23 protein-coding genes and 2 pseudogenes are annotated in these 25,108 nt (G+C 43.2%); 20 read left to right on the top strand and 5 right to left on the bottom strand.

What is annotated here, in order from left to right; all coding sequences use genetic code 11:
• Nucleotides 1-78 precede the first annotated feature (78 nt).
• Nucleotides 79-477: a hypothetical protein gene (locus Q7674_RS01040; protein WP_045065277.1), complete on the bottom strand. Its 399-nt coding sequence runs from the start codon at nt 475-477 to the stop codon at nt 79-81.
• 228 nt (nt 478-705) lie between these two features.
• On the opposite strand from Q7674_RS01040, the gene Q7674_RS01035 reads away from it, so the two are divergent.
• The 17 genes and pseudogenes from Q7674_RS01035 (at nt 706) to Q7674_RS00955 (ending at nt 16,385) form a co-directional block, all read left to right on the top strand.
• A complete protein-coding gene (locus Q7674_RS01035; protein WP_045065275.1) occupies nt 706-1,434 on the top strand; it encodes a beta-ketoacyl synthase chain length factor in 729 nt (242 codons plus the stop codon).
• The gene (locus Q7674_RS01030) at nt 1,434-2,252 is read left to right on the top strand and encodes a lysophospholipid acyltransferase family protein (protein WP_023934879.1); all 819 of its coding nucleotides are present in this window, start codon (nt 1,434-1,436) and stop codon (nt 2,250-2,252) included. Before Q7674_RS01035 ends, Q7674_RS01030 begins: the two co-directional genes overlap by 1 nt.
• A gap of 5 nt (nt 2,253-2,257) precedes the next feature.
• Nucleotides 2,258-2,515: a phosphopantetheine-binding protein gene (locus tag Q7674_RS01025; protein ID WP_008988637.1), complete on the top strand. Its 258-nt coding sequence runs from the start codon at nt 2,258-2,260 to the stop codon at nt 2,513-2,515.
• Nucleotides 2,516-2,541: 26 nt separating this feature from the next.
• Nucleotides 2,542-2,796: an acyl carrier protein gene (locus Q7674_RS01020; RefSeq protein WP_008988636.1), complete on the top strand. Its 255-nt coding sequence runs from the start codon at nt 2,542-2,544 to the stop codon at nt 2,794-2,796.
• Nucleotides 2,797-2,799: 3 nt separating this feature from the next.
• Nucleotides 2,800-3,363 carry a COG4648 family protein gene (locus tag Q7674_RS01015; RefSeq protein WP_045065273.1) on the top strand — a complete coding sequence of 188 codons (564 nt, stop codon included), beginning with the start codon at nt 2,800-2,802 and terminating at the stop codon, nt 3,361-3,363.
• Nucleotides 3,364-3,429: 66 nt separating this feature from the next.
• Nucleotides 3,430-4,824 (top strand): annotated as a pseudogene (locus tag Q7674_RS21895) (AMP-binding protein).
• Nucleotides 4,825-4,845: 21 nt separating this feature from the next.
• Nucleotides 4,846-5,217, top strand: a complete 372-nt coding sequence (locus Q7674_RS01005; RefSeq protein WP_023934882.1) for an ApeI family dehydratase — start codon at nt 4,846-4,848, stop codon at nt 5,215-5,217.
• Entirely contained in the window at nt 5,214-6,905 is a 1,692-nt protein-coding gene (locus tag Q7674_RS01000; RefSeq protein ID WP_305422283.1) for a glycosyltransferase family 2 protein, read from the top strand. Before Q7674_RS01005 ends, Q7674_RS01000 begins: the two co-directional genes overlap by 4 nt.
• The gene (locus tag Q7674_RS00995; RefSeq protein ID WP_305422281.1) at nt 6,892-8,451 is read left to right on the top strand and encodes an HAL/PAL/TAL family ammonia-lyase; all 1,560 of its coding nucleotides are present in this window, start codon (nt 6,892-6,894) and stop codon (nt 8,449-8,451) included. Before Q7674_RS01000 ends, Q7674_RS00995 begins: the two co-directional genes overlap by 14 nt.
• A gap of 172 nt (nt 8,452-8,623) precedes the next feature.
• Nucleotides 8,624-9,064: an acyl-CoA thioesterase gene (locus Q7674_RS00990; protein ID WP_305422279.1), complete on the top strand. Its 441-nt coding sequence runs from the start codon at nt 8,624-8,626 to the stop codon at nt 9,062-9,064.
• On the top strand, nt 9,048-9,719 hold the full coding sequence (locus Q7674_RS00985) for a LolA family protein (protein WP_045065267.1): 672 nt from the start codon (nt 9,048-9,050) through the stop codon (nt 9,717-9,719). The genes Q7674_RS00990 and Q7674_RS00985 overlap by 17 nt, the downstream gene beginning before the upstream one ends.
• Nucleotides 9,703-12,066 carry an MMPL family transporter gene (locus tag Q7674_RS00980; protein ID WP_045065265.1) on the top strand — a complete coding sequence of 788 codons (2,364 nt, stop codon included), beginning with the start codon at nt 9,703-9,705 and terminating at the stop codon, nt 12,064-12,066. The genes Q7674_RS00985 and Q7674_RS00980 overlap by 17 nt, the downstream gene beginning before the upstream one ends.
• An 11-nt stretch (nt 12,067-12,077) precedes the next feature.
• Nucleotides 12,078-12,695, top strand: a complete 618-nt coding sequence (locus Q7674_RS00975; RefSeq protein ID WP_045065264.1) for a DUF3261 domain-containing protein — start codon at nt 12,078-12,080, stop codon at nt 12,693-12,695.
• A 61-nt stretch (nt 12,696-12,756) separates the two neighbouring features.
• Nucleotides 12,757-13,971 (top strand): beta-ketoacyl-[acyl-carrier-protein] synthase family protein, encoded by a 1,215-nt coding sequence (locus Q7674_RS00970; protein WP_305422276.1) that lies wholly within the window; start codon nt 12,757-12,759, stop codon nt 13,969-13,971.
• A complete protein-coding gene (locus Q7674_RS00965) occupies nt 13,964-14,440 on the top strand; it encodes a hotdog family protein (protein ID WP_045065261.1) in 477 nt (158 codons plus the stop codon). The genes Q7674_RS00970 and Q7674_RS00965 overlap by 8 nt, the downstream gene beginning before the upstream one ends.
• A complete protein-coding gene (locus Q7674_RS00960; protein WP_305422273.1) occupies nt 14,437-15,162 on the top strand; it encodes a 3-ketoacyl-ACP reductase FabG2 in 726 nt (241 codons plus the stop codon). Before Q7674_RS00965 ends, Q7674_RS00960 begins: the two co-directional genes overlap by 4 nt.
• Nucleotides 15,159-16,385, top strand: a complete 1,227-nt coding sequence (locus Q7674_RS00955; RefSeq protein WP_045065260.1) for a beta-ketoacyl-ACP synthase — start codon at nt 15,159-15,161, stop codon at nt 16,383-16,385. The genes Q7674_RS00960 and Q7674_RS00955 overlap by 4 nt, the downstream gene beginning before the upstream one ends.
• A gap of 96 nt (nt 16,386-16,481) precedes the next feature.
• Here Q7674_RS00955 and Q7674_RS00950 read toward each other — a convergent pair whose 3' ends face one another.
• The gene (locus Q7674_RS00950) at nt 16,482-16,847 is read right to left on the bottom strand and encodes a SpoIIAA family protein (protein ID WP_023934894.1); all 366 of its coding nucleotides are present in this window, start codon (nt 16,845-16,847) and stop codon (nt 16,482-16,484) included.
• A gap of 351 nt (nt 16,848-17,198) precedes the next feature.
• Here Q7674_RS00950 and ectA point away from each other — a divergent pair, with 351 nt between their 5' ends.
• The 3 genes and pseudogenes from ectA (at nt 17,199) to Q7674_RS00935 (ending at nt 19,432) form a co-directional block, all read left to right on the top strand.
• On the top strand, nt 17,199-17,753 hold the full coding sequence (ectA, locus tag Q7674_RS00945; RefSeq protein WP_008988621.1) for a diaminobutyrate acetyltransferase: 555 nt from the start codon (nt 17,199-17,201) through the stop codon (nt 17,751-17,753).
• A gap of 11 nt (nt 17,754-17,764) precedes the next feature.
• Nucleotides 17,765-19,031, top strand: a pseudogene (gene ectB / locus Q7674_RS00940) (diaminobutyrate--2-oxoglutarate transaminase).
• 14 nt (nt 19,032-19,045) lie between these two features.
• Nucleotides 19,046-19,432, top strand: coding sequence for an ectoine synthase (locus tag Q7674_RS00935; protein WP_008988619.1), 387 nt, complete (start codon nt 19,046-19,048; stop codon nt 19,430-19,432).
• 106 nt (nt 19,433-19,538) lie between these two features.
• Here Q7674_RS00935 and putP read toward each other — a convergent pair whose 3' ends face one another.
• The 3 genes from putP to putA form a co-directional block, all read right to left on the bottom strand.
• Nucleotides 19,539-21,035 carry a sodium/proline symporter PutP gene (putP, locus tag Q7674_RS00930; RefSeq protein WP_305422270.1) on the bottom strand — a complete coding sequence of 499 codons (1,497 nt, stop codon included), beginning with the start codon at nt 21,033-21,035 and terminating at the stop codon, nt 19,539-19,541.
• Between the two features lie 65 nt (nt 21,036-21,100).
• The gene (locus tag Q7674_RS00925) at nt 21,101-21,826 is read right to left on the bottom strand and encodes an aldehyde dehydrogenase family protein (protein ID WP_045065254.1); all 726 of its coding nucleotides are present in this window, start codon (nt 21,824-21,826) and stop codon (nt 21,101-21,103) included.
• Nucleotides 21,826-24,999: a bifunctional proline dehydrogenase/L-glutamate gamma-semialdehyde dehydrogenase PutA gene (gene putA, locus Q7674_RS00920; RefSeq protein ID WP_107229649.1), complete on the bottom strand. Its 3,174-nt coding sequence runs from the start codon at nt 24,997-24,999 to the stop codon at nt 21,826-21,828. The genes Q7674_RS00925 and putA overlap by 1 nt, the downstream gene beginning before the upstream one ends.
• Nucleotides 25,000-25,108: the final 109 nt, after the last annotated feature.

Below are 25,108 nucleotides of genomic sequence, written 5' to 3'. Positions count from 1 at the left end.
TTGTTCTAAAACAAATTATTGATAATTAACCATGTCACCTTTAGGTTCAATAACTTACCAACAAACACCACTATTTTCTTAGTAATTTTGGGTACTTACACCCAGTTGTTGTTGGATTGAACGAGAAAGTCTCACCACCCAATTATTGTAATTACGATGAATATCAGTACCGTCGTAATCTAGGTTTTGGCTGTCTTTATAGTCAATGCTATAGCTGGTTGATGAGTATGGGATCTCAATCGTTGCACTATGAGTTCGCACCGAAATATTCGCCAAAATTAATCCCGGCTTGATCACTCGCGCACTCCAACCACGCTGTTCTGCGGCAGTTAAAATCGCTTTTTGTACATCTTCTGCCGTGTGCTGTTGTCCCGTCACTGCGGTTGGTACATAAACATTGTTTAAGTTCATAACAGGTTTACTGGTACAACCGACAATAAGCAAGCTAGCTAAAGTTGTTAAGAAAAGTTTTTTCATTGTTTAATTATTATCGCTGTTATTAGTTAGAATTTTATCGGCTAAGCATTATTTTGCTGTCTATATTAAGCTTGTAATACTTATGATAACTGACTATCAATATCACTTATTTGAAGAAGAGTTTACAAGCTAAGCTTTAATTCCAAATACCTTTTTCAATAAGCAACGGATTTTATTATCATAGACAAATTCAAATTATAACAATAGATATTACTCAGACGGCTAATAATGAACTCGGTGCACTTTACTATTAATGAATGGACAGCCCTTTCTTTAGGTCTTTCCTCCTCTTCAGAATGGCAAGAATGGGCAGAAACCCAACGCTGGCCTCAAGCACCTGAGCCGATCAAGTTTAATAAAATTCCAGCCATGATGCGTCGACGCATGAGCAATTTAACTAAGCTTGCACTGCAAAGCGCGCTATCACTCGCTGATGAAAAAGATATCGATTACATCATTTTTGCTAGTCGCCACGGCGAACTTCATCGCACGGTTAATCTGATTGAATCCATCATTGACGGTGACGATGCTTCACCTATCGCTTTCTCTCAATCTGTTCACAATACCGCAGCGGGTCTTTATACCATCATCACCAAACAGCCGATCCCGGTAACATCGTTATCGGCAGGTGAACACACACTGCATTCAGCGTTAATTGAAGCGGCATGTTACTTAAACGATAACCCACAACACCAAGTATTGCTGGTTGATTTTGACGAACCACTTCCCGAGCAATACCAAGCATTTGAGAATGATGCCTATCAAGGTTATGCCTTTAGTGCGATTCTTTCTGCTGGCGATGACTACACACTGCAATGGAAGGCAGTTGATAAGCCAACAAAGGATGTGAATATGGGCTACCCGCAAACACTGGATGTCATTAAGCATCTCGCATTAGGCGACAACCAATTTGCTATTGCCGATCAACGTCACTGCTGGCAGTGGAAACGCAAATAATGCCAAATTCAACGCTGACAGTGGCACAACGTCTGAATAAATACTGGCGGATTTTCGCAACCGGTTTCTGCTTTACCATCTTTGGATTAGGCGCACTGGCGTTGACTTTTATTGTCTTCCCACTCATGACACGTACAGCCAAAGATACGCAGCAGCGTGAATTTAAGGTGCAGAAAATCATTCAACAAGCGTTTGATTTTTTCTGTCGTACCATGCGTTTTTGGGGAGCGATTGATTACCGTTTTGAAAATACCGAACTATTAGCAAATGATCGCAATTGCCTTATTGTGGCAAACCATCCAAGCTTAATTGACTACGTATTAATTGCATCACGACTGCCACAATGTGATTGCTTAGTAAAAGCCGCTATTTGGCATAACCCATTTATGAAAGGCATTGTGAAAGCGGCGGGCTACATTCCCAATAAAGATCCTGAAAGCTTATTAGATGGCTGTAGTGAGCGTTTAGGTAACGGTAATGTTTTATTGGTTTTCCCTGAAGGTACGCGCACAACACCGGGGAAAAAGTCCAAATTACAACGTGGTGCAGCACAGATTGCGGTACGCACAGAATCAGATCTACGTGTTATTCATATCACCGTAGAGCCAAGCTTCTTAACTAAAGAGAAGAAGTGGTATCAAGTGCCTGATACCAAGCCTTTCTTCTTAGTTGAAGTAAAGGATAAAATAGAGATCGGATCATTTCTGGAAAGCAGTGATTCAGCCACGACTGCAGCGCGTAAGCTCAATCGTTATCTTGGCGAGGCCATTTTTCCTGCCCAACACACGATTGAGCAGCATGATAACAATCATAAGTAGGTACTATGGAACAACTACACAACGAATTAAAAGCACTGATCATTGAATCATTAAACCTTGAAGACATCACGGTTGATGATATCGAGACAGATGCGCCTCTTTTTAATGATGGTCTAGGCCTTGACTCTATCGACGCTCTGGAATTGGGCTTAGCGATTAAGAAGAAGTACAATATTGTTATTGATGCTGATGACACTAACACTCGCGAGCACTTCGCGTCGGTAGCAAATCTAGCAAACTACATCTCTAACAATAAAAAATAAATACATATAAAGCAGCGTATTAGAATATGACAGAAGCAAACCGTAACCAAGTATTTGATCAAGTTAAAAACGTGCTTGTAGAGCTATTTGAACTTGATGCGGATGACATTCAACCACAAACCAATCTATACACAGATCTTGATCTAGACAGTATTGATGCGGTTGATTTGGTGGTTCATCTACAAAACCTAACAGGTCAAAAAATCAAACCTGAAGAGTTCAAAACAGTGCGCACCGTTGATGATGTTGTCGATGCTGTGATCGAGCTAGTTAAGGAATAATCCATGATGCGTTTGCTGACTGCAGTGTCAGCATTAGCGTTACTCGCCTATCCTCTCGCGGTTTACTATGGTTTAAGCCGTTGGGGGGTGGGGGTAGTCGCAGGACTGCTTGCCGTCTTGTTTCTTCTTCGGATCATTGCCGCTAAACAAACCCAACTTCGTGAACTCAAGTACATTGCGTGGCTAAGTGGTGGTGCAGGCTTAATACTTGCTCTACTCGGTAGCGTCTTCCGTGAACACGGCTGGTTTTTATATTACCCCGTGATAGTCAATGTACTGATGCTAGGGTTGTTTGGTGCCAGTCTGTGGCAAAAGCAAAGCCTGATAGAGCGATTAGCACGACTACAAGAACCCGATTTACCACCGAGAGGTGTCCGTTACACTCGTAATGTAACCAAGATCTGGTGCTTGTTTTTCATTATCAATGGTGCAATCGCCTTAACCACGTGTTTCCTTCCCCTTCAAATGTGGACGTTATACAACGGTTTGATCAGCTACGTTTTTGCAGGCAGCCTGTTTGCGATTGAATGGATAATTCGCCAATTCGTTCAACGTAAATCACAATAAGGTTAAGGGCTTGTCCCTCATCTGCTGCCATAGCCGTTCATCTTCACCTTCAACACCGGAATTATCATGGAACCATTAACACTGCCCACAACAATGACGTCACTCTCTCAGTTGATGCTGCAGTCTCATCGCCATTCTCCTGTGTCTGTCGATCCTTCAGGTAACGCATCTTGGGCGCAATTTACCCATGATGTTACACTGCTATGCCAAACCCTTGCACACTATGACGCTAAGCAATGGGCGATATGTTGTGAAGATAGCTACTTTTTTGCTGTGGCATTTATGGCACTGGCGCACAGTAAACACCAACTGGTTTTACCGAGCAATCACCAGCCAGCAGCATTAGCTGAACTTAGCCACCATTTTGATGGCTTGTTGCACGACAACAATATTCAATGTCCAAGTGATTGTATTAGCCTAAAGCTCAACGATATTGACTGGCAAGCAAGTGCTAACAACGCTACACCATTTACCCCTCTAGCACTTGAAGCTATTGAGCTCACACTATTTACTTCTGGCTCTAGTGGTACACCGAAAGCCATTCATAAAAATCTGGCGTTGCTGAATAATGAAATAGCTCAACTTGAGAGCTTATGGGGCGAAAAACTAGCACAAGCCACCATTAGCAGTACGGTATCGCACCAACATATTTACGGCTTACTGTTTCGTATTCTTTAGCCATTATGTTGTGATCGTAGCTTTAGTCGATTTGATTTGATCTACCCTGAACAAGTAATGGCACAAGCGAGCAATGATCATGTGCTGATCAGCAGCCCTGCTTTGCTAAAGCGCCTCGATAACGAACAGAAAACCTCACAGTATCGTGCTATTTTCTCATCCGGTGGTCCTTTACCTTTAGCTGCCGCTCACCAATGCCAACACCTGTTTGAACAATTACCTTTTGAAGTTTTCGGCAGCACAGAAACCGGCGGTATGGCGTATCGTCAACAGCAACAAACCTCTACACCGTGGCAGCGTTTTCCAGCTATCGACATTGCGCTTAATGCCGAGCAATGCTTGAAGATCCTATCGCCGTTTATTGATCAAACTCAGTGGTATCAAACCAGCGATCATTGTGAACTGATCGATAACGATCGTTTCATGCTAAAAGGTCGTACTGACCGCATTATCAAAATTGAAGAAAAACGAATTTCGCTCACCGATGTTGAACAACGTTTATGTTCGCTACCATGGATTGATGAAGCGGCTGTGTTACCGCTAGAGCAAGATAATCGTCTAATCTTAGGGGCAGTGATCACACTGACAGACGAAGGGCATCAGCAAATAGCGCTAATGGGCAAAGGTAAGTTTTGGTTGCTATTACGCCAACAACTGCGCCAGTGGATCGAACCTGTCGGCATTCCACGTAGTTACCGACTGGTTGAGAGTATTCCACTCAACACCCAAGGGAAGCGATTAGTCAGTGATTTAGAGCAGTTATTTAAAGCCGATAACGCCTAGCAAAAAAGAATAATAATGATGATGACAAATAGAACTCCAACATTACTCGCTCAACATATCGACGACAATAAGGCAGAACTTACCTTACGTCCCGATGGTCAGCTATCAGATTTTCAAGGACATTTTCCGTCTTTTCCACTGCTACCAGGTGTCAGCCAAATTGATTGGGCAGTCCATTTTGCCAAGCAATGCTTTACTGATATTCCCACTCATTTTAACGGCATGGATGTGATTAAATTCCAAGAGCCAATTTTGCCAGACTCAACCATTACTCTGACACTGGAATGGCGTGATGATCAGCAGAAATTACACTTTAGCTATACCTCAACCGATGATAATGACGAATTACACAAACATTCATCAGGAAAAATAAAACTGGGGCAGCCAGCATGAATGCATTTAACCCCTGCTTTCTGATCCCTTGCTATAACCATGGTGCAACAGTGCCTGCGGTGATTGATGCCCTCACATCTTATGGTTTTCCGATCATTATCGTTGATGATGGTAGCGAATTAGCTACCCGAAAGATTTTATCTGAGCAAGCTAAACGCCCAAATATCACCATAGTCACATTACCAAAGAATCAAGGTAAAGGCGGTGCAGTGATCGCAGGTATAAAGCAAGCCGATCTTCTTGGTTTTAGCCATGCACTCCAAATTGATGCCGATGGTCAACATGATTTAGCCGCCTTACCTAAACTACTCGAAGAGTCTCAAGCCCATCCTGAAGCACTGATTTCTGGTCAACCTATCTATGATGATTCAGTGCCGAAATCTCGTTTATATGGGCGTTATGCCACCCATATTTGGGTATGGATTGAAACCTTGTCTTTTAACATTAAAGACAGCATGTGTGGCTTTCGCTCTTATCCTATTAGCCCAATCGTTAATGTGATTAATCACAATCAACTTGGGCTACGAATGGATTTTGATACTGAAATCATGGTGCGTTTTTACTGGGATGACGGCGATATTCGTTTTATTGATACCAAAGTGATTTATCCAGAAGATGGCATTTCTCACTTTGATGCGCTATGGGATAACGTCAAAATCAGTTGGATGCATACCAAACTGTTTTTCGGCATGTTGCCGCGTATCCCCAAGCTGATTAAACGTAAGCCAATCGAACAGCAGCATTGGTCTTCACACGCTGAGCGTGGCACTATTTTAGGTATTAAAACCTTACTCGCGGTGTATTCACTGCTAGGTCGTAAAGCATTTAACGTATTGTTAAAAGCCGTGATGGGTTATTACTACATAACTGGTAAAAAAGCACGAAAAGCCTCTGAGGATTATCTCGAACAGCTTGAAAGCTACGCCAGCGACAATCAGCTAGCTTTACCGTCAAAGCTCAATAGCTACGATCATCTACTGTCTTTTACTCACACCATGTTAGATAAACTGGTGGCATGGAAAGGCGACTATTCTGAAAATAACTTAACCATTCACGGCGACGAACACTTTAATGAGCTAGCAAAGCGCCAACAAGGCATCGTTGTGCTGGGGTCACACCTTGGAAATCTAGAGCTATGCCGAGCATTAAGCTCTCGCCACCCCGATATTAAGATCAACGCATTAGTCTTTACGGAACACGCTGAACGCTTTAATGCGGTGCTCAAGGCCATTAACCCAGATTCTGATCTTAATCTTATTCAAGTGAATGAATTAGGCGCAGATACCGCGATCATGTTGCAGCAAAAAGTTGAGCAAGGTGAATGGGTGGTCATTGTCGGTGATCGCACTTCAGTGACTAAAGAACAACGTGTGGTATGGGCAGACTTTTTAGGTAAACCAGCACCATTCCCACAAGGACCTTTTATTCTTGCTTCTGTGCTCAAAGTACCCGTCTACACACTCTTTGGCTTGCGTGATGATAGCCAAGCGACACCACATTTTGATGTGTACTTTGAACCTTTTAGTGAGCAGTTAATTTTGCCTCGTAAGACACGTGAAACGGCATTACAAGAGACTGTGCAGCAATATGCGTCAAGGCTAGAGTCCTACACAATCAAAGCACCATTGCAGTGGTACAACTTTTTTAATTTTTGGCAGCTTAGTGGAAAGAACAATGACAACCAATAATACCTCAACAACCCAACAAACCATTAAGTTTGGTGCCGATCGCCTCACGATTGAAGACGTTTGTGCTATCGCTAATGGTGCCCATGCTGAAATGAACAATGATGCTGCATTCAACGAAAAAATTGACCGCGGTGTCGCTTTCCTTGAACGCCTACTCAAAGATGAAGGCGTAATTTATGGTGTAACCACTGGCTACGGTGATTCATGTACGGTTGCGATCCCACCAAAACTCGTTGATGAATTACCGCTACATTTAACCCGTTTCCACGGCTGTGGTTTAGGTGAAGTATTAGCACCGCAACAAGCCCGTGCTGTGCTAGCCACCCGTTTATGCTCGCTATCTCAAGGGGTTTCTGGCGTTAGCCATGAACTACTGAACCAATTAGTAACCTTGATTAATCACGACATCGTGCCACGTATTCCTGAAGAAGGCTCTGTGGGTGCCAGTGGTGATTTAACCCCGCTATCTTACGTTGCTGCCACCTTAATCGGTGAGCGTGATGTGATTTATAAAGGTGAAGTGCGGCCAACCGCAGAAGTGTTTAATGAGCTTGGTATTACACCTATTCAACTAAGACCGAAAGAAGGCTTAGCGCTAATGAATGGCACATCGGTAATGACTGCTCTTGCCTGTTTAGCTTACAAGCGCGCGGAATATCTCGCGCAAATGGCAACTAAGATCACCGCAATGGTGTCTGTTGCGATGCAAGGTAATGATTTCCACTTTGATGAAGCATTATTTGCGGTAAAACCACATCCGGGGCAGCAACTTATTGCTAGTTGGTTACGTTCAGATCTGCAAGCAGAACGTCCACCTCGTAACAGTGATCGACTGCAAGATCGTTACTCATTGCGTTGTGCACCTCATGTAATCGGCGTGCTGCAAGATAGCCTGCCGTGGCTACGCCAAATGATTGAGAACGAGCTAAACAGCGCTAACGATAACCCAATTATTGATGGTGATAACGAACGTGTACTTCACGGTAGTCACTTCTATGGTGGTCATATTGCAATGGCGATGGATACCCTAAAAACCGCTGTTGCTAACATTGCCGATCTGCTTGATCGCCAAATGGCACAGCTGATGGATTACAAGTTCAACAACGGTTTGCCATTTAACCTAACAGGTGCAATGGGTGAGCGTAAGCCAATCAACCACGGTTTTAAAGCGGTACAAATCGGTATCTCAGCATGGACGGCAGAAGCGTTAAAACACACTATGCCAGCCAGCGTATTCTCTCGCTCAACCGAGTGTCATAACCAAGATAAAGTGAGCATGGGTACTATTGCTTCTCGTGATTGCTTACGTGTATTGCAGTTAACAGAGCAAGTCACCGCAGCATCATTGCTAGCAGCAACCCAAGCAATTGAGCTAAGAAAGCGTGATGAAGAGCTTAACGCATCACATTTAAGTCCTGCGCTGACTAAGATGAATGAAGCGGTATTAGAGCACTTTGAATCGGTTATTGAAGATCGCCCACTAGAGCAAGACTTACGTCTGTTTATCGATATGATCCAGCATCAACACTGGCCGCTATATCGCTAACTGTTTCTCTTGCTTGGAAAATTGACCTAATACTCACTCAACATTCAGAGTGAGTATGGTTTTTTCCGCTATTATCTTGGTGACTTATACCTAAGCTAGCTCGAGGTGTTCATTAAGTAACAAGGGCTTGGGTATACATTTTCTTATTTTTTGTTTGTAGGGAAATCGATTAATGACAACAATAAAACCGGAATTCATCAGTGCTGAAATCTCGCTTACAACGAGTTTTCAAGATGCCGATCCAATGGGCGTCATTTATCACGGTAACTACTTCCGCTACTTTGAAGAAGCACGTCATCAGTTAATGAACAAACTGAACTACAGTTATCGTGAAATGGAAGCATCGGGTTATGTATGGTCAATCATTGATACCCGCGTGAAGTATGTTAAAGCGATCCCTTACGACCATCCTATCCGCATTACTGCCACCATGACAGAATGGGAAAACCGTCTTCGTGTTGATTATGTTATCTATGATGGTGAAACAGGGGCACGAATGACCAAAGGGCACACCATGCAAGTGGCGGTTGGCATCGCTGATCGTGAGATGTGCTTTGTGTCACCAAAAGTATTTACCGAAAAAGTGGAGGCTTGGTATGCCAACCATGCGTGATAAAACCCGTTTTAGCCGTGTCTTTAAACGAGCAGCAAAAGCAACATTGGCTGCATCTGTGTTAGCGCTTACTAGCTTATCAGCCCATGCTATTAGGTTAGATCAGCTACAAAAAAACTTATCTTCAGCGCCGCTTGTGCGTGGTGATTTTACTCAAAAACGTGAAATGGCAATGTTCGATCAACCATTGCTATCAAGTGGTCAGTTTTTACTGTCAGCGAAAAACGGCCTATGGTGGCATCAAACCCAGCCGATGCCTGTATCACTGGTGTTAACCCAAGATAAACTTAGCCAGCAGTTTGATAACCAACCAGCACAGGTGCTTTCAGCCAGTGATAATCCAATGGTGTTCTACTTTAGCCATGTGTTCTTATCGCTGTTTAAAGGCGATACTTCACAGCTTACTGAGCAGTTTGATTTATCACTTAAAGAGATAAAAGACAGCACGACGAACAATCAATGGCAGTTAGTGCTTACTCCCAAAGTAGCGCCGTTAGATAAAGTCTTTAGCAAGATTGAAATTGAAGGTGGTAAGTTCATTAACGAGCTTGAACTGGATGAAATTCGTGGCGATAAAACCATTATCACTTTTAGCCAACAAAAAACGACACCGACCACACTAACATCAGAAGAACAACGTGTTTTCCAATTCTAAGTTAGCCAGTTTATGGCTTGCGATTATGTTGATTTTGGTAGCCGCCCTTGGCTACCAACTCACAGCGCGTAAACAACTCCCTATTGAAACGAACATCTTGGCGTTATTACCTGAAAATCGCCAAGATCCCATAGCGCAACAAGCGTTTGATCATATTGCCACTAGTATGAGCGATAAGGTGGTCTTTGTTGTCGGCAGTAAAGACAGCGATACCATGCTCAAAGCCGCTAAAGACTTTAGCCAAGCCCTGCCTTCCCTTGATATGTTTAGCCATATTGATGCCGAAGTAAGCCAAGATCAGCAACAAGCATGGGCAAAGCTCTACTATCCGAAACGCTTTCAATTATTAACGCCAGAGCAACAAAATCGCCTGCAACATCATCCTGAACAGCAAACTCAAAACGTTATCCATACTCTGTATAACCCGTTCTCAGGTATTACTGGCACAGAACTTAAAAACGATCCTTTCTTGTTGTTTCGTGAATACCTTGCCGATCTCACCGCTAAAACTGGTAAATTCAGTCTAAAACAAGGCTTTCTAACCACAGAATATCAAGACAAACATTACGCCCTGATCACTGCCAATCTCAAAGGCTCAGCCTATAACATTGGCTTACAAGATAAGTTGCCAGCATTAACCTCGTTAGAGCAACAAATTGAAAGCAAGTATTCACTTACTGATTCACCGCTTGCAATCGAGCAAACTGGAGTTATTTTCTACGCTGCTCACGGTACGCAAAGCGCAGAAAATGAAATTAGCACCATAGGCTTAGGCTCACTGCTAGGGATTGTGATTTTATTAATCGCGGTTTATCGCAGCACCTTACCATTAGCCCTTGCCCTGCTTTCCATTAGCTGTGGTTTAGTGGCAGCATTTGTTACTACTGTTGCGATTTTTGGCAAGGTACATCTGTTTAGCTTGGTCTTTGGTGCCAGCTTGATTGGGGTTTCCATCGACTATGCTTTCCATTACCTCACCGATCGTTTAGCAGCAGGTAAACATTGGAATGCACAGCAAGGTTTAAAACATATATTTACTGCAATCACGCTTGGTTTAATCACTAGCTTGATTGGTTATTTAGGTATGTTAGTTGCGCCCTTCCCTGGTTTGCAGCAACTGTCTTTATTCTCAGCCATTGGCTTAACTGCCGCTTACGCCACCGTGGTCTGTTGGTATCCCACCCTTGCAGCAAAACCAAGCAAACCTCGTGCTATTCCTTTTGCTGGTACATTAGGTCGTTGGCTGCATCTATGGCTGCAACCCAGTATCCGTTGGGTTACACCTATACTATTAGCACTGCTGTCCATTTATGGTTTAACCAAAGCAACTTACAACGATGATATTCGCCAACTGCAAGCCCTTCCTGCGTCGTTACAACATCAAGAAGCGACAATTAAAGCCATCACGGGTGTAAGCAGTAGCCAACAAATGTTTCTAGTAAAAGCTGATAGCCAGCAAGCATTACTCAATAAAATCGCAGCTACCGATCACGCCTTAGATGGATTAATCAAACAAGGGGCACTAAAGAGTTATCAAAGCCTTGGTCAATATATTCCAACACTTGAGCAGCAAAGAGCTAACTTCGAGTTAGTCCAACAACTATATAAAGAGCAAGGTACAACACTCAGCCAAAGTTTAAATCTGGCACAACCTGTTAGCTTCACCGCCACATTTGAACCTTTAACCATGGCGCATTTCTTGGCATCACCGATCTCAGCACCACTGCGTTTTATGTGGCTCGATGCACTAAAAGATAAAAATGGTGTCAGTAAATACAGCGCGGTGATTTTGCTTCATGACATTAAGCAGCAAAACGCTATTGAACAGCTAACGCATAACGACAGTGAACTGACGTATTTAAACAAAGCCGATGAGATTTCAGCTCTGTTCGGACAATACCGAGAGCACGTGACTTGGCTATTGATCGCGGCGACCTTTGCGATTTATCTGTTATTAGCTTGGCGTTATGGTCTCAAGCAAGGTGTGAAAATGATCGCGCCATCCTTAATAGCTGGTATGGCGGGTATTGCGATCACAAGCCTAACAGGTACACCACTTAACTTGTTCAACCTATTAGCGCTGATCTTAATTTTGGGTATCGGGATTGATTACAGTCTATTTTTTGCAGAGCTAAAAGCAGAAACAGCGCACCAGCAAGGGATCACCACATTATTGGCAATCACCTTATCCGCATTAACCACTGTTTTGTCATTTGGCTTACTTGCTCTGAGTGAAACTCAAGCCATACATAGTTTTGGGATCACCGTGCTGACAGGCATCATCATCGCTTGGCTATTAGCCCCGTTGGCGATGAGTAAAGTAAAACCATCGCAACAACATCAATAAGGCTCTTTGTAATGAAAACCATAAAACAACACGCTAAAGGTATGATTGCCATATTGATGGCGAGCGTGGTATTAGTCGGATGCGCCAGCAAACCAATAGTGCAGCAAAACCAAGTGGAAATTGCGCCCAATACGCTTGTGACCTTACCAACACCTGCTCAACTGGGTTACTCATTAACAGCCAGCCAGCTGATCACTGCAACATGGCAAAAACAAAGCCACCAGCTTCCGGTTCAGCTACAAGTTGATCCAAAGCGCGTAGCATTAGCGGGATTTTCTTCATGGGGAACCCGTATTCTTAGCCTTGATTATCAAGATCAACATATTGATACCTATGTCATGCCGGGGCTAGGTGCAACACTGCCCGATCCTAAGCAGGTTTTATTTAATATTATGATCACGCTGTGGCCGATGGATGCTTGGAAAGCCCCATTAGAGCAAGTAGGTTGGCAATTAAAACAAACTCATAATCACCGTCAATTAATTGATAGTAAAGGTGATATAATTGCAGATATTGATTATAAAAATAGCGATCCGCTAAAAGGTGATATTACGTTTATCAACCATCAGCAACATTACACGATCGGTATTAAAACACTGCAATCAAGCCAACATGAGTCAGGCAAATAATCTCTCACTCATGACGACAAAATCTTAAATAACCAATATCAAAGAGCCAGATACCAGCACTATGCAAACAATCGCCGACAAACAGCCAATTTATATTCGTGGGTGTGGGTTTAACTCAGCGTTAGGCTGCGAACATGACACCATCCACAAACGATTACGCCAAGGTGTTAGCCCTGATATGCTAACCGTACAAGGCTGGCTAAATGACGGCACAGAGACTGTCGTTGGCAAAGTTTCATCTGCACTACCAAATATTGATAGCACGCGTTTTGCGCACCAAGATACCGCTAATAACCGTTTAGCTTTATCTGCACTGCAACAAATTGAGCCAGAGATCCATGCCGCCATTAAGCAATACGGTAATGATCGTATTGCAGTGATTGTTGGAACAACGACCTCTGGGATCAGTGATGGCGAGCAAGCGCTAACGACACGAAAAGAGACCTGCAGTTACCCAAATGGTTATCACTACCACCAGCAAGAGCCAAGTAATACTGGGCAATTTATTGCTGACTATTACCAATTAACAGGGCCTTGCTATACCCTTTCAACCGCATGTTCATCTAGTGGCCGCGTGTTTTTATCAGCAAAGCGAATGCTAAAAGCGGGCTTAGTCGATGCAGTGATTGTCGGTGGGGCTGACAGTCTTTGTCACTTAACCCTTAATGGTTTTCACGGCTTAGATTCTCTTTCAAGCAGTTTGTGTAACCCATTTAGTGATAATCGCAACGGGATCAACATTGGTGAAGGGGCAGCTTTTATGCTGCTTGCTCACACCCCAGATGAAAATCAATCAACACCGCATATTGCACTGCTTGGTGTCGGCGATAGCTCTGATGCTCATCATATTTCAGCACCACACCCAGAAGGCACAGGAGCAGAAGTCGCAATGCGTAAAGCATTAGCCGATGCCAACCTGACACCAAACGATATTGGTTATATCAACGCCCATGGAACGGCAACGCCTTTAAATGATGCAATGGAAGCAAAAGCCCTTGCCCGTGTATTTGGTAATCACGTACCCGTGAGTTCAACCAAACCTCTTACCGGACATACTCTAGGAGCTGCAAGTGCGATTGAAGCTGCCATTTGTTGGCACTTACTTCGCTATAATTTACCACTGCCAAAACAAATTAATGATGGTGTTGTCGCAGACGATCTCCCAATTCAATTAGCCTCAGCGGATATGGCATTAACCAAACCCGTTGTGCTCAGTAACTCGTTTGCATTTGGTGGCAACAACATCAGCCTTATTCTTGGACTTACCGATGACTAATTGCCCCCCATTACATCAACTATTACCCCATGAAGCGCCAATGATCCTTGTCGATGAACTTATCGATGTGGGTGAAAAGCACATTCATTGCCGTGTTGTGATCCGCTCTGATTGCCTGTATTTCGATCCACAAACGCAATCTGTTCCCGGCTATGTTGGGATCGAGTTTATGGCACAAACTGTCGCAGGTTGGTCAGGCTATCACGCTTGGAAAAAAGGCGATGATTCACCGATCGGTTTTCTCTTAGGTTGCCGTCGCTACCACAGTGAATTAAGCGTATTTAAAGAACACGAAATTTTAGACATTCATGCTGAACAAATTATGGAAAATAACGGCATGGCTGTTTTTGACTGCAAGATCATGGTTAACGATAACATCGTTGCAAGCAGTCAACTCAATGCATTTGTTCCCTCAAAAACACAATTAGAACAAATGCAAACAAACAACAATAACAGGAAGAACGCATGACTCGACACGTCCTCGTAACAGGTGCTAGTAAAGGCATCGGTCGCGCGATAGCAATACAGCTGGCTAAAGATGGTTTTACAATCGCCGTTCACTACATGAGTGATAAACAAGGTGCTGAAGCAACATTGGCTTCAATAACAGAAGCGGGCGGTGAAGGTCGCTTAATTCAATTTGATATCAGCAACCGTGAACAATGCCGCGAACAACTCAATGCAGACATTGCTGAACATGGTGCTTATTACGGCGTGGTAAGTAATGCAGGGATCACCCGAGATACCGCATTCCCAGCAATGACAGAGCAAGAATGGGACGGCGTGATCCACACTAACCTTGATAGCTTCTATAACGTGTTACACCCTTGCGTAATGCCTATGGTGCAAAAGCGTAAAGGTGGTCGTATTGTCACCTTAGCATCGGTATCAGGGATCACCGGTAACCGAGGACAAACCAACTACAGCGCAGCAAAAGCCAGTGTGATCGGTGCGACCAAGTCATTAGCGTTAGAGCTCGCAAAACGTAAGATCACTGTCAACTGTGTTGCACCGGGACTGATTGACACAGGTATGGTAGACGAGCACGTAAAAGAGCATGCTTTACCGCAAGTACCGCTACGCCGTATGGGTGAGCCTGAAGAAGTTGCCGGATTAGTTAGCTACCTAATGTCTGACATTGCCGCTTATGTTACTCGTCAGGTCATTTCAGTGAACGGAGGTTTAGTATGAACCGTCGTGTAGTTGTTACAGGCATGTCAGGGGTTACTGCATTTGGTAACGATTGGCAGCACATTGAGCCAAAACTGCGTGCATGTGAAAATGCGACGATCTACATGCAAGACTATGAATTGTATGATGGCTTAAACACCAAACTTGCCGCACCGATTGAAAACTTCACCTTGCCAAAACATTACACACGTAAGAAAACCCGTGCCATGGGACGTGTATCTAAACTATCGACATTGGCAACTGAAAACGCACTTATCCAAGCTGGATTGCTAGACAACGAGGTACTGACTAACGGTCAAACCGGTATCGCTTACGGCTCTTCAACCGGAAGTACCCCTGCGATCAGTGCTTTTGGTGTAATGCTTAATGAGAAAAGCACCCGCGCTATTACTGCTACCACTTATGTACAAATGATGCCTCATACTACTGCGGTAAACGTAGGTTTATTCTTTGGTCTGCGTGGTCGTGTGATCCCAACGAGCAGTGCATGTACCTCTGGTAGCCAAGCAATTGGTTATGCGTATGAAGCCATTAAACACGGTTATCAAACTGTAATGGTGGCAGGTGGTGCTGAAGAGCTTTGCCCAACAGAGTCTGCCGTTTTTGATACCCTTTTTGCTACCAGCCTTAAAAACGACACGCCTAAAGCAACGCCTCGCCCTTACGATACCGAGCGTGATGGCTTAGTGATTGGCGAAGGTGCTGGCACATTAGTGTTAGAAGAATACGACCATGCGATTGCTCGTGGCGCGAAGATCTATGCTGAAGTAGTTGGCTTTGCAAGCAACTGTGATGCTGCCCACGTGACACAACCACAAAAAGAAACCATGCAGTTATGTATGGAAATGGCACTACAGCAAGCAAACTTATCACCAAGTGATATCGACTATATTTCAGCCCACGGCACAGCCACTGAGAAAGGTGATATTGCCGAGAGCCAAGCAACAGCCAGCATCTTTGGTAATGACACGCCTATTAGTTCACTGAAAAGCTATTTAGGCCATACTCTTGGTGCCTGTGGCGCGATTGAAGCATGGTTGAGTTTAGAAATGATGCATAACGGTTGGTTTAACCCAACCCTTAACCTAGATAACGTTGATCCTGAATGTGGCGACTTAGACTACATCCGTGGTGAAGGACGCAACCTTGATTGCCAATACATTATGAGCAACAACTTTGCGTTCGGTGGGATTAACACTTCAATTATTTTTAAGCGCGTTTAACACCTACATGTAGCGCTAAATATACGCTCAAAAACGCAAACCCATAACCATGCACATAATAAGATCAATTATTGTGCATGGTTATTGTCACTCACATTATTGCTGTTTTAAAAATTCGATCGCCTGATCTTTTTCCTCTGGCTGGAAGAACTGAATATCGATGTTACGAAATAGCTTGTCTTCCACTTTGACGATTTTTTCAATCCACTTCTTATCAGCAACCACTGCAACTTTGGTAATGTGCGAAATACCCGCATGAAAGACATAACGTACTTCTTCAAGTAGCGCTGAAAATTCGATCCCATCAAAATTATCGATCTGCTCGAAAATCACAATCTTGCCATGTACTTCAGTTTTCGCTTGCGCATCATATAAAATACGCTTCATGTCATCTTCATTGACCTTGCCATCAATTGAAAACGCCACTGCATTATCAATATCAACATTAAGCATAGTTAACATTATTGTGTCCTTAATCCTTCAAGAAATAAGAGTTTTACTATGCGCTTTTTTATCAGCAAAGTGCAGCGAGGTAGAGACGATATTTTGGGGAAATGATTTTTCGAAATTTAGCGCAAAACGCCCCTCCCATACACAACAACTCACATATTAATTATTGTTTTTTGTCATCACCATTATCAAAACAAAAAATAAGTTAGTACTCTAACGACTTAACTTTCATTTTATTAACCACAAAACCACAACGCGCCTCACATAAAACAGGTTAATGTCATCATTTTTTAGTGTCTTGTCATTTTTATGAGTAATAATACCCACCAAATTATTTAGAGCTCAAAGGAATAGACTCTTAATATGGACATATCAACACCTTCGGTAAATGCTTCCGAAATAGGTGAAGACATAAAGCAAACATGGACATTTTTACAACCAACAGCGAAAGATGGTGATGAGATTTTTAATCTGATCGCTGATTGTCCCCCTCTCGATACCAACTCCTCTTATTGTAACTTTCTTCAATCTACCCACTTCCATAAAACCTGCGTTATTGCACGTTGTAATGGTCAGATTGCAGGGTTTATTTCAGGTTATAAAAAGCCTGATGAGCCCAGCACTTTATTTGTATGGCAGGTAGCGGTATCACACCAATATCGAGGTCATGGGCTTGCCTTTAACATGTTACAAGAGTTAATAACGCGTGATGAATTGCACCCTATCACAGCCATTGAAACCACGATCACAGAAGATAACCGCGCATCGTGGGCGTTATTTAGAAAGCTAGACGCACGCCATGGCGAGCATGGCGAAGTGAGTACTTTTTTAGACGAAGACATTCATTTTAAAGGTAAACACGATACGGAATTCTTGTATCGCATCCCTTTAACTCATACTCAACAGAAAGGAAAATAAACGGGCATATTATGGATATTTTTAAGAAACAGGAATCAAAAGTTCGTTCTTACTCAAACAGTTTCCCCGTCGTATTTACCAAAGCAAAAGGCAGCTGGCTTGAAACCGAACAAGTCGATCGTTACCTCGATTTTCTCGCAGGTGCTGGTTCTCTAAATTACGGTCATAATAATCCTGTGTTCAAACAGGCTCTACTCGACTATATCGAACAAGATGGGATCACCCACGGTTTAGATATGCACTCCACGGCTAAAGCCAATTTCCTTGAAGTATTAGAGCGTAATATTCTCGCCCCTCGCCAGCTTAACTATGTGACACAATTTACCGGACCTACGGGTACAAATGCAGTAGAAGCAGCTTTGAAACTAGCACGTAAAGTGAAAAAACGTAGCTCTGTTGTTGCTTTCACCAATGGGTTTCATGGTTGTACTGCAGGCGCATTAGCCGCAACAGGCAATCAACATCACCGTCAAGGTTCGGGGATGAGCCTTAACAATATTACGCGTATCCCTTTTGAAGGTTATGCGGATATTGATGGTCTTAAATTATTTGAAACCATGCTTACCGATAACTCAGCTCGGCATGGATAAACCTGCCGCAGTATTGATTGAAACAGTACAGGGTGAAGGCGGTTTGAATGTCGCTTCTAACCAATGGCTCCAGCGTTTAGAAGCTATTTGTAAACAACACGATATTTTACTGATTGTGGATGATATTCAAGCAGGCTGTGGACGTACAGGCACTTTCTTTAGCTTTGAACCGTCAGGGATCAAACCTGATATTGTGACCCTATCAAAATCCATTGGTGGCTATGGTTTACCAATGGCGATTGTACTGTTCAAACCTGAGCTTGATATTTGGCAACCAGGTGAGCACAACGGCACTTTCCGTGGTAATAACCATGCATTCGTAACCGCAACCAAAGCCCTTGAAACCTACTGGGCTGATGATTCACTTGAAAAACATGTTGCCGCAAGCTCTGAGATCATTAGCAAGGTATTAGATAAATGCCTTCACGATCATGCCGATCTGTTTGTGCAGAAGAAAGGTCGCGGCATGATGATTGGGATTGAATGTAACGATGGCGAGCTTGCCGGACAAATAGCAAAAACGTGTTTTGAAAATGGCTTAGTGATTGAAACTGCAGGCCCTAATGATGAAGTAGTGAAATTCTTTAGTCCACTTACTATCTCACATGATGAGCTAACACAAGGTTTAGCTATTTTTGAAAATGCGGTAGAGCAAATTGTCGCAAAAGACTTTAAACAAGCATCATAATTTAAGGACAAATCATGATTGTTAGAACATTAGATGAATGTCGTGATAGTGAGCGTCGTGTTGCTTCTGAAACATGGGAAAGCGTTCGTATGTTGCTCAAAGATGACAAGATGGGCTTTTCTTTCCATATTACGACTATCTTTGAAAATACAGAAACCCATATCCACTATAAAAATCACTTAGAATCAGTATATTGCATGAGTGGTGAAGGGGAAATTGAAGTGGTTGGTGGCAAAACCTACCCTATTAAACCGGGCACGCTGTATATTCTTGATCAGCACGATGAACACTATTTACGTGCTTACAAAGATAAAGAAATGGTGATGGCTTGTGTGTTTAACCCACCGATCACAGGTAAAGAAACCCACGATGAAAACGGTGTTTATCCGCTAGTTGATTAAAAGCGACATGAACATCTCATCGTTAGTATGCTAAAACAAAAATCCCGCTACAGGTTCAAGCTTGTAGCGGGATTTTAATTTGAAAACTTAGCAACAAAAAACTGCGTTAATCAAACTCAGCCAGATTTTGTTGGTATTGTTGATATTGCTTTTGTACTGCATCGGATGGTGCGTTAGTTGCTTTACTTACCACTACCACAGCTAGTGTTGCGAAAATAAAGCCTGGGATAATTTCATATAAATCAAAAATACCGCCCGTCAGTTGCTTCCATACCACCACAGTAATAGCACCGACTAAAATACCTGCAATCGCACCATTACGGTTCATCTCTTTCCAATACAGACTCAGCAGTAATACAGGTCCAAATGCCGCACCAAATCCTGCCCATGCATAAGAGACTAACGCTAACACTGAGCTTTCAGGATCCAACGCTAAGATAAATGCAACAATAGATAATAAGATCACCGCAATACGTCCGACCATCACAATCTCTTGGCTTGATGCTTGCGGGCGGAATACTTGCTTATAAAAATCTTCCGCTAGTGCAGATGATGAAACCAACAATTGTGAATCAGCGGTACTCATGATCGCTGCTAAAATCGCAGCTAATAAAATACCCGCCATTACAGGGTGGAAAATCGCATTTACTAATAGCATGAACACTTTCTCACTATCAGCAAGTTCGACACCTAAATTGCCATCAACATAAACAATGCCCGTTAAGCCCACTAACAGTGCACCAATCATAGAAAGGGCAGTCCAGATCACTGCGATTCGGCGTGCAGAACCAATATCTTTATTAGAACGGGTAGCTTTAAAACGTGCCAAAATATGCGGCTGACCAAAGTAGCCAAGTCCCCAACCGAGTAGCGATAAGATCACAATCCAAGACAGTGGCTGACCTTTAATGTCATTCCAAAACGTTAGCAGCTCTGGGTTTTTGCTATGCAGGGTTTCCATTAGATGGACAGGATCCGCATTCATCGCGGTGATAGGTACAATCAATAATGCCGCAGACATTAACAAACCTTGCACTAAGTCAGTCCAAGATACTGCAAGGAAACCACCGAATAAGGTGTACGTCACGACACACACAGTACCGATGAACAGTGCAAGGGTGTAATCAAGCCCAAATACGGTTTCAAACAATTTTCCGCCTGCAACTAAACCAGCACTGGTATAGAAAAGGAAAAATAACAAAATAAAGAAGGCAGAAATGGTTTGGATCAGCTTTGAATTATCATCAAATCGACGTGATAAAAATTCAGGCAGTGTTAATGAATTATCTGCGGTAATACTGTAAGTACGTAAACGCTTGGCACAAATAAGCCAGTTAAGCCAAGTGCCTAACAATAAGCCACCAGCAAGCCATAAAGACTCAAAGCCTGCGAGGTAAGCATAACCGGGTAAACCTAATAATAACCAGCCACTCATATCCGATGCGCCAGCAGAGATCGCTGACGGCCAAGGCCCTAATGAGCGTCCACCCAAAAAGTAATCACTGGAGCTTGAGGTGCGTTTATAGGCCATATAACCAATGGCTAACATCGCAAGTAGGTATGCGATAAACGTCGCTGTAATAGCGAAGTTATTTTCAATCATGTTGTACTTCCTTTTGATCGGCCTTTGTTCATGGCAAAGGCCTTTATTTTATTATCTACGTCAGGTTAGCTTGCTTCTCCGCAACCCAATTCAAGCAAGGTTGCATTACCGCCAACGGCAGTAATATTGATCGTTCTGGTACGCTCGGTAATAAAGCGTAAACAGTAACTTTGGCTACCAATAATCGGTAAATTCACTACATCTGTTTCTGCCACTAATTGTGCTAATTGCCCCTCTCGTGCAGCTAATTGACGCCCAATATCTAATGCACGATCTGCTGATCCACTGTAAGCGACAGCAACCACAGCTTCAGACTGAATTAACGGTTCAAAGTCATGACTCTCGATAACAGTAAGAACATTAGCGATAGCTCCTGCTTGCGCTAATTGGCTGAGAATGACACCTGCTTTTAAGGGATGATCTGGCGATAGGCATAACATTACGCTATTCCCACACACCAGTGCGGCAGCGATTTGAGCAATCACCACATGGTTTGCGACATCATCGTTTGCGGTTACTACAACCACGCCACGTCCTACACAATAAAGAGTATTGCTCTCTCCTGTAGGCCCGGGCATTACATGGGGTGTAGCAACCATTTCCTGTGCATTCGTACACTGAAAATTAACCATCATTGCTGACAATTTATCTAACGATTTTGCCCAGCGGCGTAGAATAGCGATTCGCGTTTCAAAGTCCAGATCATTCCAGATGGAAGCGGCAAAAATGCTACCTCGTAGCGACTTTTGCACATTCATAGATAGTGATATTTGTTGTTGAGCATGCATCATTATTCAACCTCCCCCATATCGATATGCTTAGCTGTATTGATTGAAACAACATTTGGTTGCATAAAGCGATATAGGTAATGCGGTCCTCCTGCTTTTGGTCCAGTACCAGATAATCCTCGACCACCAAACGGTTGTACTCCAACCACGGCACCCACTTGATCGCGATTGATATAGCAGTTGCCGACTTTGGCACGTGACTCAATTTCACTGTACGTTCGTTCATTACGGCTATGGATCCCCATGGTTAATCCATAGCCAGTTTTATTTATTTGGTCGATCACCTGATCAAGCTCACTCGCCTTATATCTCACAATGTGCAGAATGGGCCCAAAGTGCTCTTGGGTTAATAGATCAATATTGCTGATCTCAATCGCAGTTGGCGGTACAAATTCACCTAACTGACAATCACTTGTTAATGGCGTTTGGCATATAAGTTGAGCTTGATTTTTCATCTTCTCAATATGTGTAAGCAGCTTGTCTTTTGCCGAAGAATCAATCACAGGCCCAACATCTGTTGCATGCAATCGAGGATCGCCCACACTCAGTTCAGCCATCGCGCCTTGAATTAACCCTATAACCCGATCGGCAATATCTTGTTGAACAAACAACACCCGCAGTGCTGAACAACGTTGTCCCGCTGAAGCAAACGCAGATCGTAATACATCTCGCACTACTTGCTCTGGCAAAGCAGTACTATCAACGATCATCGCATTTTGACCGCCCGTTTCTGCAATGAAAGGTACAGGCGCACATTCCCTTGCCATTAAAGTGCGATTGATCAATTGTGCTGTTGGTGTTGAGCCCGTAAAAGCCACACCAGCAATACGCTCATCAGAGATTAATTGCTGTCCAATATCACGCCCCTTACCCGTCAGTAATTGGATCACCCCATGTGGGATCCCTGTCAGTAATAAAAGCTCTATTGCACGATAAGCAATTAAAGATGTTTGCTCAGCAGGTTTTGCCACTACAGTATTACCTGCCGCTAATGCCGCACAAATTTGACCTAAGAAGATCGCTAATGGAAAGTTCCATGGGCTAATACAAACAAACACCCCACGGCCTTGGTAACTCACTAACTGATCGATACCATCGAAGCTGGTACTACGCTGAGGGCATAAAAAATGCGTTTCAACTTGCTCACTGTAATAGCGACAAAAATCAACCGCTTCTCGAATTTCATCAATCGCATCGTGAATGGTTTTTCCTGCTTCGCGATGACATAACGCTACCAATTCCGCTTGATGCAACTCCAATTTATCCGCTAACAGTTTTAAGTAATGGACACGCTGAGAAGCATCAGTTTGCGACCATTCCACAAAGGCATCATGTGCCGAGGTGATCGCCGTTTCAATTTGTGATGACGTACTATCAACCACTTCACCCACTACTTCATTATGATCATACGGTGCGGTAATAGTGATTCGCTCAGCCGCTAAAATAGCGGTTGGTTTACCGTTTATGATTGGCGATGCTTTCCATGTCATCTGATTAAAATCGTGAATTGCTTGCTGAAATGGCTGCCACTGAGATTCAATATCAATGTTAACGCCTGCAGAGTTTTGACGGGCAGAACCAAAAATATCTTTAGGTAATGGGATCAAGCTGTTATGAAGTGTTTTTCGTTGCTTTAATAAATCAACAGGATGTTGATTTAAAGAATCTATTGGACAGTTGGCATCCACCAATCGATGGACAAATGAGCTATTGGCACCATTTTCTAGTAATCGACGCACAAGGTAAGGCAATAAATCTTTATGGCTACCGACAGGTGCATAAATCCGTACCAATGTTTGATGCATTGCCATCACATGGTTATAAAGCGCATCGCCCATACCATGCAGACGCTGAAATTCGTAACCTGAATGTGTTGCCATTGCCACTATAGCACTCACCGTATGTGCATTATGGGTAGCAAACTGTGGGTAGATCAGATTTACAACATGCTTTGATAACAGTAATCGTGCACAAGCTAAATAAGAGGTATCAGTGCCCTCTTTGCGCGTAAATACCGGATATCCGCTATACCCTGCTTGCTGGCTTAACTTTAATTCACTATCCCAGTAAGCCCCTTTTACCAAACGGAGTGGAATAACATCGCCCTGTTGTTTTGCTAGTGCCGCCAGCCAAGTTAATACCGCTAATGCCCGTTTTGAATAAGCTTGAACTACAAGTCCAAAGCGTCCCCACCCTTTAACTTCATCTGAGCGATAAAGCTTTTCAAACAGTTTTAATGATAACTCCAGTCTATCGGCTTCTTCGGCATCAATGGTGATACCAACGTTATGCTCTCGGGCATGGATTAATAACGCCAATACCGATCGATACATTTCATCCAGCACGCGGGCTTCATTGGCGACTTCATAACGAGGATGCAATGCAGATAGCTTAATCGATACGGTAGGATCTGACGGCGGACGGGATGCTTGGCTACCTGAGGTACTTTTATCTTGGCCGACAGCCTTAATCGCGGTGAGATAATCGTTATAGTACTTCTTAGCATCTGTTGCGGTTAATGCCGCTTCCCCCAGCATATCGAAAGAATAGGTAAAGCCTTGTTCACGTTTCGGTTTACCGTTTTTCATGGCTTCATCAATATTGCGTCCTAACACAAATTGATGCCCCATTATTTTCATCGCTTGATGCATTGCTTGCCTGATCACAGGCTCAGACATTTTATTGACCAAACGGTTAATTACATTTGTTGGCGTACCATCTTGCTTAGCATCTAATGTCACCACTTTGCCAGTGAGCATTAACCCCCATGTTGAAGCATTTACAAACAAAGAATCGGAGTTTTTAAGATGGGACTTCCAATCTGCCACACTGAGTTTATCGCGGATCAAAGCATCTGCTGTGGCAGTATCAGGAATACGCATCAGTGCTTCCGCTAAGCACATTAACAAGATTCCTTCTTTAGTATCTAAGCTATATTCCAGCAACAGTGCATCAATCATTTGCACCGCATTTTTATCGCTACGAACACGGCTTATTAGCTCTGACGCTTTCTCGGTACAGAACGCTTGCTCTTGTGAACTTGGCTCTGCCAATGGTAAGAGTTGCGTAAGCCATGTAGATTCATCAACGGCATATAAAGGTGAGATCAACGACCATAACTGATCGAGAGGCTGCTCGATAAAAGCAGGCTGGAGTACATCAACGGCTTTAAACATCAGGTTCCCTCTATGACATGATCAGTGAGGTCATGATGAACACCACTGCCATGTTACTAAACTGTTATTGCCAGTAGATATTATGGATAAAATTTTATGTCGTCTTACT

Source organism: Photobacterium leiognathi, assembly GCF_030685535.1.
Lineage (GTDB): Bacteria > Pseudomonadota > Gammaproteobacteria > Enterobacterales > Vibrionaceae > Photobacterium > Photobacterium leiognathi.
Note: the sequence above shows the minus strand (reverse complement) of the source record. Positions and strands in the feature narration are given on the sequence as shown.

Bases quoted from the DNA above. Each gene is read 5' to 3' on its own strand.
- Q7674_RS00950 (WP_023934894.1), bottom strand. From the start codon at position 16,847: ATGTTAACTATGCTTAATGTTGATATTGATAATGCAGTGGCGTTTTCA.
- putP (WP_305422270.1), bottom strand. From the start codon at position 21,035: ATGATTGAAAATAACTTCGCTATTACAGCGACGTTTATCGCATACCTA.
- Q7674_RS00965 (WP_045065261.1), top strand. From the start codon at position 13,964: ATGACTAATTGCCCCCCATTACATCAACTATTACCCCATGAAGCGCCA.
- Q7674_RS00975 (WP_045065264.1), top strand. From the start codon at position 12,078: ATGAAAACCATAAAACAACACGCTAAAGGTATGATTGCCATATTGATG.
- Q7674_RS00985 (WP_045065267.1), top strand. From the start codon at position 9,048: ATGCCAACCATGCGTGATAAAACCCGTTTTAGCCGTGTCTTTAAACGA.
- Q7674_RS01015 (WP_045065273.1), top strand. From the start codon at position 2,800: ATGATGCGTTTGCTGACTGCAGTGTCAGCATTAGCGTTACTCGCCTAT.
- Q7674_RS01035 (WP_045065275.1), top strand. From the start codon at position 706: ATGAACTCGGTGCACTTTACTATTAATGAATGGACAGCCCTTTCTTTA.
- Q7674_RS00995 (WP_305422281.1), top strand. From the start codon at position 6,892: ATGACAACCAATAATACCTCAACAACCCAACAAACCATTAAGTTTGGT.
- Q7674_RS01005 (WP_023934882.1), top strand. From the start codon at position 4,846: ATGACAAATAGAACTCCAACATTACTCGCTCAACATATCGACGACAAT.
- Q7674_RS00970 (WP_305422276.1), top strand. From the start codon at position 12,757: ATGCAAACAATCGCCGACAAACAGCCAATTTATATTCGTGGGTGTGGG.
- Q7674_RS00925 (WP_045065254.1), bottom strand. From the start codon at position 21,826: ATGATGCATGCTCAACAACAAATATCACTATCTATGAATGTGCAAAAG.
- Q7674_RS00990 (WP_305422279.1), top strand. From the start codon at position 8,624: ATGACAACAATAAAACCGGAATTCATCAGTGCTGAAATCTCGCTTACA.
- Q7674_RS01020 (WP_008988636.1), top strand. From the start codon at position 2,542: ATGACAGAAGCAAACCGTAACCAAGTATTTGATCAAGTTAAAAACGTG.
- ectA (WP_008988621.1), top strand. From the start codon at position 17,199: ATGGACATATCAACACCTTCGGTAAATGCTTCCGAAATAGGTGAAGAC.
- Q7674_RS01000 (WP_305422283.1), top strand. From the start codon at position 5,214: ATGAATGCATTTAACCCCTGCTTTCTGATCCCTTGCTATAACCATGGT.
- putA (WP_107229649.1), bottom strand. From the start codon at position 24,999: ATGTTTAAAGCCGTTGATGTACTCCAGCCTGCTTTTATCGAGCAGCCT.
- Q7674_RS00960 (WP_305422273.1), top strand. From the start codon at position 14,437: ATGACTCGACACGTCCTCGTAACAGGTGCTAGTAAAGGCATCGGTCGC.
- Q7674_RS01040 (WP_045065277.1), bottom strand. From the start codon at position 477: ATGAAAAAACTTTTCTTAACAACTTTAGCTAGCTTGCTTATTGTCGGT.
- Q7674_RS01030 (WP_023934879.1), top strand. From the start codon at position 1,434: ATGCCAAATTCAACGCTGACAGTGGCACAACGTCTGAATAAATACTGG.
- Q7674_RS01025 (WP_008988637.1), top strand. From the start codon at position 2,258: ATGGAACAACTACACAACGAATTAAAAGCACTGATCATTGAATCATTA.
- Q7674_RS00955 (WP_045065260.1), top strand. From the start codon at position 15,159: ATGAACCGTCGTGTAGTTGTTACAGGCATGTCAGGGGTTACTGCATTT.
- Q7674_RS00935 (WP_008988619.1), top strand. From the start codon at position 19,046: ATGATTGTTAGAACATTAGATGAATGTCGTGATAGTGAGCGTCGTGTT.